This is a genomic window from Shewanella alkalitolerans (assembly GCF_019457575.1).
In the GTDB taxonomy this organism is placed as follows: Bacteria; Pseudomonadota; Gammaproteobacteria; order Enterobacterales; family Shewanellaceae; genus Shewanella; species Shewanella loihica.
This window is the reverse complement of record NZ_CP080422.1, coordinates 2,560,738-2,575,455: the sequence shown is the minus strand read 5'-3', so window position 1 is coordinate 2,575,455 and position 14,718 is coordinate 2,560,738. Positions and strand designations below refer to the sequence as shown.

The window sequence follows — 14,718 nt, the reverse complement described above, 5'->3', positions numbered from 1 at the left end:
GTTTAGATTGAACAAAAATTAAACTTGAAAGAACAACAGCCCCTAATGAGTCTCTGCAGCGGGTCATCATACCAGTGATATATGCTGACCCGGTCGCTTTATAAGGTGGTATCTGTGGTATCAGCCTAAAGTCGAATTAAAACTGGCCATGCGGCCCTTCAAATAGACGCCCATTTGTGCGAAGATCGCCGCCCAGATAAAACTAATAATCAAATTTATGCGAAATAAGAGGACTCTCAGATGCGCATTATGCTATTAGGTGCCCCAGGTGCCGGTAAAGGTACTCAAGCCCAATTCATCATGGAAAAATACGGTGTGCCACAAATTTCTACGGGCGACATGCTCCGTGCAGCCGTTAAAGTGGGAACGCCTCTGGGTCTAGAAGCCAAGAAAGTGATGGATGCAGGACAGTTGGTTTCTGATGAGCTGATTATTGGACTGGTTAAAGAGCGTATCGCCCAAGACGATTGCGCCAAGGGCTTCCTGCTCGACGGTTTCCCACGCACCATTCCTCAGGCAGATGCCATGGCGGCTAGCGGTATCGATATCGATCACGTGATCGAAATCGACGTGCCAGACGAAGAGATCGTTAAGCGCATGAGCGGTCGTCGTGTACACCCAGGCTCTGGCCGTGTTTACCACATCGTTTACAACCCACCTAAGGTGGAAGGTAAAGACGATGTAACCGGCGAAGATCTGGCTATCCGCCCAGATGATGAAGAGAGCACAGTGCGTAAGCGTCTAGGCATCTACCATGAGCAGACTAAGCCGCTGGTTGAGTACTACGGTAAAGTCGCCGAACAAGGCAAGCTGACCTACAACAAGTTCGACGGCACCCAGAGTGTTGGCGCTGTGAGCGAAGCTATCGTTAAGGCGATTGGCTAATTCCGCTGCGATAAAGCGAAGCGCTATATGAGCTGCTTCTCATATTTGAAAAAGCCCACCTAGGTGGGCTTTTTTTATGCCAGGGTGGGTGCTAGCCTAGCGCTATCCTTGCCAGAGAATATGAGTAGAGTAATTCTTGAATAAAGTCGACAACTTATCTCCCGCTAAGCTTGGTGTCTTGCTGGTTAATCTCGGCACGCCAGATACGCCCACGCCTAAAGATGTAAAGCAGTTCTTAAAACAGTTTCTCAGCGATCCCCGTGTGGTGGACCTAAATCCTTGGATCTGGAAACCCATACTCAATGGCATCATATTAAATACGCGTCCCAAGGCCGTAGCCAAGCTCTATGAGTCTATCTGGTGGCCCGAGGGCTCGCCCCTGATGGTGATCAGTGAGCGTCAGCGTGAGGCGCTGAGTGCGATTCTAAAAGCGCGTCATGGCAGCGATATTCCGGTGGAATTGGGGATGAGTTACGGTAACCCTTCATTGTCGTCGGGGATAGACAAGCTGGTGGCTCAGGGTGTTGAGCGCCTGGTGGTGCTGCCGCTGTATCCCCAGTATTCCTGCTCCACCGTGGCACCGGTATTCGATGCCATCGCCAGTGACTATAAGGGCAGACGCAACTATCCCGAGACCCGTTTCAGTAAAGAATATTTTGAGCATCCAGCCTATATCGCGGCGCTGGCCGAATCTGTAAGGCGTCACTGGCAAGATAAGGGGCAGGGGAATTGCCTCTTGATGTCCTTTCATGGCGTGCCGCTACGTTATGTGAACGAGGGCGATCCCTATCAGAACCAGTGTCAACGCACTGCCGAGCTATTAGCCGAGGCCTTGGGATTGACCGAGTCACAGTGGCGTCTGTGTTTTCAATCGAAATTTGGTAAGGAGGAGTGGCTGACACCGGCAACCGACGCGCTGCTCGAGAGCCTGCCGGGTCAGGGGATTAAGCGCGTGGATATTCTCTGCCCGGCCTTTGCCGTGGATTGTTTGGAGACGCTTGAAGAGATCTCCATTGGCGGCAAGGAGAGCTTTATCGAGGCGGGCGGGGAGGCCTATCATTTCATCCCTTGTCTGAACGAGGATGAAGCGCACATGCAGCTGCTCGCGGACTTGGTCGATGAGCAGGCGGCGGGCTGGCTTAAATCTTAAGCAAAGAATCTTAGGTAAACGGCATAAATCACTGCCCGATGCTATTTTATATGGTACGATCTGCCGCCGTTTTTTTGAGGCGATGGCGTCCGCGTAGCATTAACCATAACGCGGCCTGGTAGACAGCAGACTAAGGGGGTCTAGTGTGCTGTTTATTCTTATTTGATTCAGCATGGATGCATTAGAGTGAGTTCTGTATGAAGTTTCCCGGTCAACGTAAGTCGAAACATTACTTTCCAGTTAAGAATCGTGATCCATTATTGGCGCAGTTAACCCTGCAGCCGCAGCATATTTCCACCCATATCAGCGGAATCGATCAGACGCTGGTCGACATCGAAGCCAAAGTGGGGGACGAACTGCTTAGCCGTTACGCCCTGCCGAAAGGAAACTCGACGCTGATCGATGACGAGAAGGCGCATCAGCTCTACACAGAACTGAAGTCTTCTGAGCTGATCAGCGATGAATTTGCCGGTGGCACCATAGGTAACACGGTACACAACTACTCTATTCTCGCCGACGATCGCTCAGTGCTGTTTGGGGTAATGAGCAACCACATCGAGGTGGGTAGCTACGCCTATCGTTACCTGTGCAACACCTCTTCTAAGGTGGATCTTAATTTTCTGCAGCCAGTCGATGGGCCTATCGGTCGTTGTTTCACCCTGATCTCAGAGTGCGGCGAGCGCACCTTTGCCATCAGCAAGGGATCGATGGATAAGCTTACGCCTGAATATATCGACCAGGAGATAGTACAGACCTCGTCGGCACTAGTGCTTACCGCTTATTTGATGCGCGCAAGCGGTGGCGATAAGATCACAGATGCGGCGTTAAAAGCCATCGAATACGCCAAGGCGGCAGATGTGCCCGTGGTACTGACTTTGGGAACACGGTTCCTTATTGAGGAAGATCCACAGTGGTGGATCGAATTCATTAAGGAAAATGTCACCATACTGGCGATGAACGAAGATGAGGGCGAAGCCCTGACCGGGTTCAAAGACCCCTTGAGTGCCAGCAATGCGGCGCTTGAGTGGTGTGATATGGTGCTTACTACGGCAGGTCCGCTGGGGCTCTACACCGCGGGTTATACCGAGGACTCTGAGAAGCGCGAAACCAGTCATACGCTGCTACCTGGCGCAATTCCAGAATTTAATCGCTATGAATTCTCCAGGCCCAAGCTAAAGCGTGACTGCCAGACGCCTATTAAGGTATTTGCGCATATCTCGCCTTATATGGGCGGCCCTGAGATCATACGTAACACCAATGGTGCGGGAGATGGTGCGCTGGCGGCGCTGCTGCACGACCTTGCCTCTAACACCTATCATAAGGCCAATGTGCCGGGCTCAAGCAAGCATAAGCGCGACGGCCTGTGTTACTCCTCTTTCTCGCAGATCTGTAAGTATGCCAACCGCGTAGCCTACGAGGTGTTGGCGCAGCACAGTCCACGTCTGTCTCGCGGCCTGCCTGAGCGGGAAGACAGCCTGGAAGAAGCTTACTGGGAAAGATAGGCTATTGGGAAAGGTAGGTTTTGGCAGCTTTAAATAGGCTTGTGCTGTTTTAAAGAGGCTTGTGCTGATTTAGAAAGGCTCGATTAAGCTAATTCCTGTTCAACCATATATCAATAGAAAAAGCGTCCATTGGACGCCTTTTTCGTTGGCAATCTGAAACGACCTCCTATGGAGGTGGTGATCGTTCCTTCTGGCCTATGCCCGTACTTTCTCCTGAACAGTATCTCTCGTATTTTCAATCTTTCCATATTTATTCAAAACACCTTTGTTATTAAGTGATTGAATACTTGTGAGATTCTTCTGGTTTAGGTATTGCTAGTGGTGGAATGATTGAGGAAGAGTGAAAACTAAAATAATGTAGGTGAAGACGAGAGTAGGTCATAGAGAACACTAAAATCTCTATCGATATAAAAGGCACCCTTATAGGGTGCCTCAAAAGCAAAGCCACCTGCTATGCAGGTGGATTTTTACTTTTACAGATTGATGATATCTAGCATATTTACTCTTTGAGCTCGGCGTTTACCTGATCGACGAAGCTGCCCGCCGTCTTACCTGCTTGAGGATCATCGAAGGTTGCCTGGTTAAAGGCATTTTCCGATTTGGCGATGATCACAGTCGCCACCGAGTCGCCAGTCACGTTGACCGCGGTGCGCACCATATCCAGCAGTCTGTCGACCCCCATGATAAGGGCGATACCTTCGACAGGCAGACCCACCTGATTAAGCACCATGGCTAGCATGATAAGACCGACACCTGGTACACCTGCTGTGCCGATAGAGGCTAGGGTTGCTGTGACCACCACCATGGCATAGTCGGTGATAGTGAGGTCGATACCAAATACTTGGGCAATAAACACCGTGGCGACACCCTGCATAATCGCCGTGCCGTCCATGTTTATGGTGGCGCCAAGCGGCAGAGTGAAAGAGGCAACCTTATTATCCACCCCTAGACGGTGCTCAGAGGTTTCTAGTGTCACTGGCAGGGTGGCATTTGAGCTGGCCGTACTAAAGGCGAACAGCTGCACATCGCGCATCTTACGAATAAAGGTAAAGGGACTGAGTCCGGAGAAGAGTTTTAATAGCACTGGGTAGCTCACGAAGGCGTGGACTAATAACACCGCCAGAACTACCGCGAAATATTTAACGACGCTTTCAAATGTCTCGAGACCTAAGGTTAAGGCGAGTTTACCCATGAGGGCAAATATACCGTAAGGGGCTAGCTGCATGATGAGGGTGACCACGCGCATGATCACTTCATTTAAGTCATTAAATAGCGCCGATACACGTTTGCCGCGCTCACCAATATGGGAAATGGCAAAGCCAAAGATCACTGCAAAGATGATGATCTGCAGCATATTCCCCTCTGTCATTGCCTGTATCGGGTTGCGGGGAACCAAGTTGATCAATACGTCCGAAAGGCTAGGGGCCTCTTTAACGCTGTACTGCATATTCTCTGCCGCTAGCGAGGCGTTACCTGGATGAACAAGCAGCGCGACCAAGATGGCCATAGAAAGGGCAATCGCCGTGGTAAACAGATAAAAAGCGATGGTTTTTCCGCCGAGCCTACCAAGGGATGATGGGTCACTCAGCGAGCAGGTACCACAGACCAGGGAGATGAAGACCAGAGGGACGACCAACATCTGTAAACTCGAGATAAAAATACTGCCGACCACGTTCAATAAGCCGTTAGTAATATACTCTTCGATAAACTCACTACCGGGGAAAAAACTGCGTAACAGTAGCCCGATTAAAATGCCTCCGGCCATACCTATGAGTATTTTTCCGGTGAGGCCTAATTTTTTGTTTTGCGTGCCAGCCATAGTGCTTCCTGTATTATTTTTATGCTTTTCAATTTGCACCTAAAGCCTAGCAAGAAACCCCAGGTGATGAAACGGCTAAATAGTTAAAGTTTTTGTCACTTTTGGGTCCTTAATTGCGATTAGTGATGGAAAAGTTATGGGAAAATTGTGTAATGTTAGCCTATAAGTAATAAGCCGATGCTTATAATGATAATCTGAGTAACAGGGAGTCTGACAATGAAGTCAGCGTTTAAAGTTTTTACCTCATATTTATTTTTGCTTTTTATTGTCGCCTGTAGCGGCGGGGGAAATGTCACGGACGGTGGTGGCGGTACACCGACTCCAGGTGAGGACTCTTATAGTTTGTCTCTTGCATTAGTTAATGGAAGTGGTGAACCAACTACTGACATTTCCAATGCTCAACCGGGGAAACTATATGCGACCCTAACCAAGAATAGTTCTCCCTTGTCTGGTGGCAGAATCGTATTTTCACTTCAAGGTGAAGGGGTTCTTACTCCTGATAGTGGTGTCAGTGACGCTGATGGTAATGTATCAATAGACGTCCTTCCTGGAGATAAGCTGGGATCGGGTAAGATAACCGCATCATATGAAGTTGAGAGTGGAACAACAGTAGAAGCTTCAGTTTCTTTTAATACTCAAGGTGATGGCGGCGCAGCAACAGGTGGCGCTCAAGTTGCTCTGATATTGGTAGACGATTTAACTACTATGGCCCCGATCAATACTATATCGTCATTATCGCCAGGTTATTTGGTCGCCACGGTATCGGGAATATCTAAAGCAACAATCGTAAAGTTCACCAGTGATATTGGCGAGTTACCAATTGAAACAGCGGCAACTGAAGATGGTAAAGCTTATGTTCAAATTTTGGCAGGTTCTCAGCCTGGAGCTGGGATTGCTACAGCAACACTTGTTACTGGTGAAAATGCAGAGTTAGTCTTTAAGGTTGGAGCTACAAATGTATTGATGGGGAGTGGTGAGCCTTTCCAAGCTGAAGTTGCGGCTGTTTCGCCAGCGGTTGTTTCAGCAGGCGGTACTGCAAGTATCTCTGTGACACTTCAAGATGACGCTGGTAATCTTTTTACCGAGCCAGTAGAAGTTAAGTTTTCATCTGTTTGTGCAAATAAAACACCAGCTGAAGCAGAGATTAGTACGCCAGTAGTTGCCGTTAATGGTGTAGCAACTTCTACATATCTTGCAAAAGGCTGTGTGGGTGATGACGCGATAAATGTCAATGCAATTGTTGGCAGTAAGTCATTGTCTGCAAAGGCGACGGTCAATGTCTTACCTGCAAGTGTGGGTAGTATCAAGTTTGTTGAAGCAATTCCAGAACTTATTCGTCTAAAAGGAACTGGTGGAGCCGAGTCCTCGACTGTTAAATTCCAAGTGATAGATAACAATGGTAATCCTGTCAGCAATCAAAGGGTGAATTTTTCGCTTAACACGGATACTGGTGATATTGTACTCGATCCAACAACTGCAACGACTAACAGCCAAGGTATAGCGCAAACAGTGGTTAACTCTGGTACCGTATCTACATCTGTTAGAGTAACAGCGGTTGTTGATGGCAGCTCTCCTGAGATTTCCAGTCAATCTAATTTGTTGGTCATATCGACTGGTTTGCCAGATCAGGATAGTTTCTCGCTTTCTGCGGATGTTCTTAACCCTGAAGGTTGGGATTATGATGGTGTAGTCGTCAATATCACTGCACGTTTGGCTGATGCCTTTAACAACCCTGTACCTGATGGTACTGCAGTAACCTTTACCACTGAGGGTGGCGTAATTGATTCATCGTGTACTACACAAGATGGTGTTTGTTCGGTGAAGTGGACGAGCCAAAATCCTAGACCTACAGGCAAGACGCTATTTGAACTTGGCCAAGAACCGTCGTTGGGAGCCGATATTGGACAGCCTTATGGCGGACGTGTAACCATATTGGCGAGAGCTATCGGCGAAGAGTCTTTCCCTGATCTTAACGGTAATGGACGTTTCGATTTAGCTGAGTTTGATCGTTTTAAGGGAAATGATGTCTCTGGAAATCCTTATGATTTAGATGAAGCTTTTGTTGATCATAATGAGGATGGATTTTTCAATCCGAAGTTCAATGGCGAAGCTGGTGGTGATGCTGAAACTTTTGTCGATTTTAATAACAACGGGATGTTTGATGTTGGTGATGATCTATACAATGGCAGCTTGTGTGCCTTAGACGAAACTGGCACACCTCATGTGGGTTGTTCTTCTATGAAGAAATCATTAGATGTAAGAGCTTCATTGGTATTAGTTATGTCGGGAAGCAATGCAATTGCTTCGACTCCAGTCATTGTTGATAGCTGTATTGAGGATGGTAGCGATACTGATCCTTGCAAGGGTTTAAATGGTGATCAAACTATCGATATATTAGGTAAGACTATCGGTGGTGCTTCGATCATCATTGGAGATCTCCACAATCAACCTTTACCTGCAGGGACAGTGATTACTTTTACTCCATCGGCGGGAAGCTTGGCGAGCAAAGGACGATTTGTTGTCGAATCAACCAACGTAAACAGCTCTGTACCTTATAGTGTGACTATTAAAGGTGCTGAACAACCAGATGCGGGTACGCTTCTCATTGAAGCAACTACGCCAAAAGGTGACATTACTGAGTTGGCAAGTATTCCTATTGTGATTCACTAAGTTGATCTCGACCATGTATAAAAGCGCAGATTGTTGTGCGTTTTTTGTTTCTAGTTGTAATTGATATTGACAGATGAGATTTATCTTAGAGTAAATAATGTTCAATATAGAATTTATGAGACTAATCAATTGTTAACCTTGTGTATTACTAAGATGTATATCCCTTTCATTTAACTTATCTAAAATAAGGAGCGTTGAACAGGAGCCTTTATTGCTGAGTAAGTTGGACGGGGAAGGAAAGTCAGTACTTGAGTTTAGGAATGCAAAAAGCCATCTTTTCAGATGGCTTTTTCAGTTTTAACTTAGTAATTAATAGCTATTTCTGGAACTGATACACGCTGCCGAGCTTCATTATCTGTGTCAGTTCGTCCAGCGCGGTGCGCGATTCGACGATGAGCTGAGGATCGGCGAGGTCGTCGATTGCAAGCTCATCACGATAGTGTTTATCCACCCAGAGGTTAAGCCTGTTAAACAGCTCATCATTCATAAGGGTGTTTGGGTTGACGGCAGCAAGCTCTGTCTCATTCATGGCGACACGCAGTCGTAGACAGGCGGGGCCGCCGCCATTTTGCATGCTCTGCTTCACATCGAAATAGTGCACCTGCTTGATCGGTGTTCCCAAGGTGACGAGTTCGTTAAGGTAGGCATATACCGCCTCATTTTCCTGACAGTTTGTCGGCGCAATAATTGCCATCTCACCATTGGGTAGGGTGACTATCTGGGTGTTAAACAGATAGCTCTTCACCGCATCCTGAATGCCGACTTTGGCGGTAGGGACTTCAATAAAGTGCAGCTCTTTACCGTTGAACTTACCTTGGATCTCGGCCAGCTTCTTCTGCGTATCGACAAAGGCCTGCTCGTGGTAGAAGAGTACATTCTGATTACCCACGGCGATCACATCGTTGTGGAACACGCCTTGGTCGATGACATCTGGGTTTTGCTGGATAAATACGCTGCTCTCATCATCGAGTTGATGCAGACGGGCGATGGCCTGTGAGGCTTCGAGAGTCTGTCTCGCCGGGTATTTCTTTGGCTTTGGCGCGTTAGGGTTGGTCGCTTCCTGACCGTAGACGAAGAGTTCGATACCCGCATGACCGTATTCGCTGCAAAGACGTGTATGGTTAGCAGCGCCTTCGTCGCCGAAACTTACGTGCTCAGGCAGGTGTTGATGGTGGTGGAAGTAACACGAATTATTAAAGGTGGCGGCCAGTATGTTACCTGTGGTCACCGGTTCTATGCTGCGATGGAGCTTGTCTACCAGGTTTGCCGGGGTGAAATGAATCTTACCATCATGGGTATCGGCGCTTGGTGAGACGGTTGCCGCGTTGGCCGTCCACATGCTTGAGGCGCTGCAGCAGGCTCTGAGGAGCGCAGGGGCCTGTTTGGCGGCTTTATTTAATACTTCGGCATCTGTACCAGAAAAACCAATTCGACGCAGTGTGTGAAGATCTGGACGCTCCTGAGGGGCAAGCATCCCTTGGGCCAAGCCTAAATCGGCGAGGGCCTTGGCTTTCTTGAGGCCTTGTTTCGCAGCCGCCTTAGGGCTGGATATTGCGGCGGCGTTATTTAAAGAAGCCACATTACCGTATGACAGGCCCGCATAATTATGAGTCGGTCCGACGAGTCCATCAAAATTCGCTTCGTAATGCTTCATTGCATATCCTTCAAGTTATTATTGCTTTAATAGGGCGTCAACACAGGTTAGAGGTGGCGCCGTAATTCGTTGAATTTGTGCTCCAGTATACTTGAGCTTTGGGGCATAACAAGCTAGGGGGATGGAGCCTTATCTGTGATATTGGCTCAGAAATGCATAAGTATTACTTGCTAGTTGGGGAATAATGAAATATTAGTTTTTAATTACGCAATATTATTTTTCACATTTTTTTCAAAAACGGTTAAAAATTGGCTCGCCGTAACAAATAAAACAGGGATTAGCTTGAAACTATTGATACAACCCTCTATATATGGAGCCAATTTACAGAATTTTGAGACTTTTTGGCGCAGATCATTCTATGGGTAAATCGCTAGTTATTGTCGAATCACCGGCCAAAGCCAAGACTATTAACAAATATCTCGGCAAAGATTACATCGTAAAATCGAGTGTGGGTCACATCCGTGATCTCCCTACCTCATCCTCCAGTGACGCCAGTTCGTCGACTAAATCGCCCGCCGAAGTGCGCAAGATGTCCCCCGAAGAGAAGGCTAAATATAAGGCTGACAAAGCGAAGAAAGCCCTGGTTGCGCGTATGGGTGTCGACCCAGAGCGAGGCTGGAAGGCCAAGTATCAGACGCTTCCGGGCAAAGAGAAAGTTGTCAAAGAATTACAGTCACTTGCTGAAAATGCAGATCATATCTTCCTCGCAACCGATTTGGATAGAGAGGGGGAGGCAATTGCATGGCATCTTCAAGAAGTGATTGGTGGGGATCCAGAGCGCTACCAGCGCGTGGTCTTTAATGAGATCACAAAGAGCGCGATTCAAGAGGCGTTCAGCCATCCGTCGCAGCTCAACACCAATATGGTTAATGCCCAGCAGGCGAGACGTTTTCTCGACCGCGTGGTGGGTTTTATGGTGTCACCTCTGCTGTGGAAAAAAGTGGCCCGTGGCCTCTCCGCAGGGCGTGTGCAATCGGTAGCGACGCGTTTGGTGGTCGAGCGTGAAGGCGAGATCAAGGCGTTCGTACCAGAAGAATTCTGGGACATTCATGCAGAGCTGACGACCTTGAGCAACGAAGGGCTCAAGATGCAGGTGGCTAAGTTTAAGGGGGATAACTTTAACCCTGTAAACGAAGCCCAGGCCATGGTGGCGGTTAACGCACTAAAAGACAGTAAGTACCAGGTTACTAGCCGTGAAGTCAAAGCGACTTCTAGCAAGCCCTCGGCGCCCTTTATCACATCGACCCTTCAGCAGGCGGCCAGTACCCGTCTCGGCTTTGGTGTGAAGAAGACCATGATGATGGCTCAGCGTCTCTATGAGGCGGGTCATATCACCTATATGCGTACCGACTCGACCAATTTGAGTCAGGAAGCCCTCGACAGTGTGCGTGACATGATCGGCAAGGAGTATGGTGATAGGTATTTGCCTGATGCACCGATCCGTTATGGTAGCAAAGAGGGGGCCCAGGAGGCTCACGAAGCGATCCGTCCGTCTGATGTGAATGTCAGTGCCAGCAGCCTTAGCGATATGGAAAGAGATGCCCAGCGTCTCTATGAGTTGATCTGGCGCCAATTCGTTGCCTGTCAGATGACCCCAGCGAAATACGATGCGACGCGTCTGACTGTCACCGCAGGGGATTACGAACTCAAGGCCAGTGGCCGTACCCTTAAGTTTGACGGTTGGACTCGGGTCCAGACTGCGCTTAAGAAGAAAAACGAGGAAGACAACACCCTGCCAATGGTTGCCGAGGGTGATGTGCTGGCATTAGAAGAGTTGTTACCTAAGCAGCATTTCACTAAACCACCGGCGCGTTATAGCGAAGCATCACTGGTAAAAGAGCTCGAGAAGCGCGGTATTGGCCGTCCGTCGACCTATGCGACCATCATCTCGACCATTCAAGACCGTGGCTATGTGAAGGTCGAGAATCGTCGTTTCTACGCCGAGAAGATGGGGGAGATCGTTAGCGAGAGCCTCATCGGCAGCTTCGAAGAGCTGATGAGTTACGACTTCACCGCCGGCATGGAGCAGACCCTGGATAACGTGGCCCAGGGCCAGCTCGAATGGAAGAAGGTGCTGGATAACTTCTATAAAGGCTTGACCGCTCAGCTTGAAAAGGCCGAACTACCGCCGGAAGAGGGCGGCATGCGCCCTAACGAGATGGTGCTGACCGATATCGCCTGTCCGACCTGTGGACGTCCAATGGGCATTCGTACCGGTACTACCGGCGTGTTCCTGGGCTGTTCAGGCTATGCCTTGCCGCCGAAAGAGCGCTGTAAGACGACCATGAATCTGACGCCGGGTGAAGAGGCCGTCAGCGAAAACAGCGAAGATGCCGAAACCGATGCACTGCGCGCCAAGCACAGATGTGATGTTTGCGGCACGGCGATGGACAGCTATCTTATCGATGAGAAGCGCAAGCTGCATGTGTGTGGTAACAACCCCATCTGTGGCGGTTACGAAGTCGAGCAGGGGCAGTTTAAGATTAAGGGTTACGAAGGGCCGATTATCGAATGCGACCGCTGTGGCAACGATATGGAGCTGAAGAATGGCCGTTTTGGTAAGTATTTTGGCTGTACTAACAGCGAGTGTAAGAATACTCGTAAACTGTTGAAAAATGGTGAAGTGGCTCCGCCAAAGGAAGATCCAATCCACCTGCCCGAGCTGAAATGTACCAAGTCTGACGGCTATTTCGTGCTCAGAGACGGCGCCGCAGGCATCTTCTTGGCCGCGAGCACTTTCCCTAAATCACGTGAAACCCGCGCGCCTTTGGTGGAAGAGCTGGTGAAGTACCGTGAGCTCCTATGGCCCAAGTATCAATATTTGGCCGATGCCCCTGTAGCGGATGAAGACGGTAATAAGGCGGTTGTGCGCTTTAGCCGTAAGACCAAGGAGCAGTATGTGGCAACCGAAATCGACGGTAAGGCGACCGGTTGGACGGCCAAGTTTGTCGGCGGCAAGTGGGTCAGCGAAGCCAAGGCTAAGCCAAAGGCAAAGAAGAAAGCCTAACTGACAGAGTGTCAATTATCTAAGAAGGGCCCTAACTGAGTTAGGGCTTTTTTATTGAGATAAATATTAGTGGTTCATAATCTGTTGTATTAGGCTAATATAGATAAGATTACCTTGCTAATCATTAAACTAGCTGGGTTTCATCGCAGAGGTTTCGACGGACTTAGGGTTATAAATGGAGCGTAAAATGAAAACACTGATCATGGCTGCAGGACTTGGGATCTTAAGCTTAAACGCCTATTCGGCCGATTGGCAGGTGAGTAACCAGGGGTCACGGGTTAACTTTATCTCAATCAAGAAGGGTGATATCGCAGAGGTGCATCATTTTACTCAGGTCTCGGGCCAGCTTAGCGACGCCGGCGCCTTTAGCCTGTCTATTCCCCTTAACAGTGTGGTCACCAATGTGGAGATCCGAGATCAGCGCATGAAAGAGATATTGTTTGAAACCGCTCAGTATCCGAGCGTCGAATTAACTGCCAGTCTCGACGGACAGGCGATCGACAAAGCCAGTGTCGGCACCATAATGTCGATGAGTGTCGATGCCAAGGTGAGCCTGCATGGTAAGACCCAGACTCTTCCTGTGATGGTGAGTGTGGCCAAGGTGGCCAATGATAAGTTGATGGTGGCCAGTGAGGCGCCACTGGTGGTCAATGCAGGTGACTTTGGTCTGACACCTGGGGTTGAGAAGCTCAGAGAAATAGCCGGTCTGCCTGCTATCAGCAAGGCGGTGCCGGTTTCTTTCGTGTTAACCTTAATGCGATAGAAAAACGTGCACTAACAACAAGATTGGATACTCGATTTATATCATAATGGCGGTAGAAACTGGATATTGAGCATGGGCTATACCATGCTCATATATAAGTCGTGTGTTTAGGGTAAAAAATGGTTACTGATAAAGACGGATACATACATCTAATACAATATCTTACCGAGCATCTAGGCTTGTTTGAGGCCTCCGAAGCGGGTGGGGTAGCGGGTGACACCGTCATGGAGTTGTTTGAAGAGCAGTTGGCGGCGCAGATCATCATGGTGTGTGGCCAAAATCCTTCCTTAACCTTTGCCGAGCGCAACATGGTGATCCGCGAAGTCGACGCCATCGTCTATGACTTAGAAGAGATCTTAGCCAAGGTGGCAAACCACAATGCCACCCAAGAGCAGACCCTGTTTATTACCGAGTTTTCGGGATTGATCAAAAATCTGTTCGATCAAGAAATTGCCAAGATGCAAGCTTAGGTTTTGCAATCCGAAACAGGTGTTTACAACTCACTGCTTGAGAATGTCAGCCTTTATTCCTACTGTTAGCATAAGTGCGAAATTGGGAAGTTTGTGTGCATGTCTGCAACCTCTATCAGTAAACAACATTTTGTTATCTATGCGGTACTCGTGTTGTTTTGGGTCATTTTTCAGATCTTTAGTGCTAACGCCTTGGCGTTTGGCTGGGGGTTCATTCCGTTTGTCATCTCCTTGCCCTTTGTGCCCTTCATCTTGGTCTGGTTGGGGGTGCAGTTTGTACGTCATTACAGGTACATACGATTAGGGCCCAACATCAGCGAGCACCTGGTGCATTGTGTCTGTACCTGTACGCTATTTTGTCTCTTCGTCTATCATTTTGTTTATTAGTTCAAAAGGAGTGGTTGATGATAGAACTACTGTCGGGATTTCATCATGATACCGTGGCGGTCAAAGCCAGAGGCGTGCTCTCTCGGGCCGACTATGACCAGACTCTGGTTCCGGCGATAGAGACCAAGTTGCAAGATCACTCAACCATTAAGCTCTGGTATGAATTTAGTGAAGAATTTGAAGGGGTATCTGTTGAAACCTTGTGGGATGATGCCAAATTAGGATTCTTTCATTTGACGGACTTTTCCAGAGTCGCCATCATCACAGATAGTGAGTGGGTGGCCAACACTGCCAAAGTGATGGCCTATATGGCGCCCTGTCCGGTGAAGGTATTTGCCCGGCAAGCGGCGGATGAGGCGCTGCACTGGCTGGGTGAGAGTTCGCCGGATTAAGATTGTAGATAGGCCGACA

10 protein-coding genes are annotated in these 14,718 nt (G+C 48.6%); 8 read left to right on the top strand and 2 right to left on the bottom strand.

The window, feature by feature from the left end:
- Window positions 1–240: 240 nt before the first annotated feature.
- The 3 genes from adk (at window position 241) to K0J45_RS11395 (ending at window position 3,537) form a co-directional block, all read left to right on the top strand.
- Complete coding sequence (gene adk / locus K0J45_RS11405; protein ID WP_220042656.1) at window positions 241–885, top strand: adenylate kinase; 645 nt, start codon at window positions 241–243, stop codon at window positions 883–885.
- 136 nt (window positions 886–1,021) lie between these two features.
- Window positions 1,022–2,035: a ferrochelatase gene (gene hemH / locus K0J45_RS11400; RefSeq protein WP_220042655.1), complete on the top strand. Its 1,014-nt coding sequence runs from the start codon at window positions 1,022–1,024 to the stop codon at window positions 2,033–2,035.
- Between the two features lie 197 nt (window positions 2,036–2,232).
- The gene (locus K0J45_RS11395) at window positions 2,233–3,537 is read left to right on the top strand and encodes an inosine/guanosine kinase (protein WP_220042654.1); all 1,305 of its coding nucleotides are present in this window, start codon (window positions 2,233–2,235) and stop codon (window positions 3,535–3,537) included.
- Between the two features lie 499 nt (window positions 3,538–4,036).
- On the opposite strand, the gene K0J45_RS11390 is transcribed toward K0J45_RS11395, so the two are convergent.
- Complete coding sequence (locus tag K0J45_RS11390) at window positions 4,037–5,356, bottom strand: dicarboxylate/amino acid:cation symporter (RefSeq protein WP_220042653.1); 1,320 nt, start codon at window positions 5,354–5,356, stop codon at window positions 4,037–4,039.
- Window positions 5,357–5,572: 216 nt separating this feature from the next.
- Here K0J45_RS11390 and K0J45_RS11385 point away from each other — a divergent pair, with 216 nt between their 5' ends.
- Entirely contained in the window at window positions 5,573–8,026 is a 2,454-nt protein-coding gene (locus K0J45_RS11385; protein WP_220042652.1) for an Ig-like domain-containing protein, read from the top strand.
- Between the two features lie 316 nt (window positions 8,027–8,342).
- Here the strand turns inward: K0J45_RS11385 and astB are convergent, their stop codons facing one another.
- Window positions 8,343–9,680 carry an N-succinylarginine dihydrolase gene (gene astB, locus K0J45_RS11380; RefSeq protein WP_220042651.1) on the bottom strand — a complete coding sequence of 446 codons (1,338 nt, stop codon included), beginning with the start codon at window positions 9,678–9,680 and terminating at the stop codon, window positions 8,343–8,345.
- 358 nt (window positions 9,681–10,038) lie between these two features.
- On the opposite strand from astB, the gene topA reads away from it, so the two are divergent.
- The 4 genes from topA to K0J45_RS11360 all read left to right on the top strand — a co-directional run bounded on the left by topA (window position 10,039) and on the right by K0J45_RS11360 (window position 14,699).
- Window positions 10,039–12,687 carry a type I DNA topoisomerase gene (gene topA, locus K0J45_RS11375; RefSeq protein WP_220042650.1) on the top strand — a complete coding sequence of 883 codons (2,649 nt, stop codon included), beginning with the start codon at window positions 10,039–10,041 and terminating at the stop codon, window positions 12,685–12,687.
- Between the two features lie 187 nt (window positions 12,688–12,874).
- Entirely contained in the window at window positions 12,875–13,450 is a 576-nt protein-coding gene (locus tag K0J45_RS11370; protein ID WP_258406672.1) for a YceI family protein, read from the top strand.
- Window positions 13,451–13,569: 119 nt separating this feature from the next.
- Window positions 13,570–13,920, top strand: coding sequence for a DUF3802 family protein (locus tag K0J45_RS11365; protein WP_011866020.1), 351 nt, complete (start codon window positions 13,570–13,572; stop codon window positions 13,918–13,920).
- 404 nt (window positions 13,921–14,324) lie between these two features.
- Window positions 14,325–14,699, top strand: coding sequence for a SpoIIAA family protein (locus tag K0J45_RS11360; RefSeq protein ID WP_220042648.1), 375 nt, complete (start codon window positions 14,325–14,327; stop codon window positions 14,697–14,699).
- Window positions 14,700–14,718: the final 19 nt, after the last annotated feature.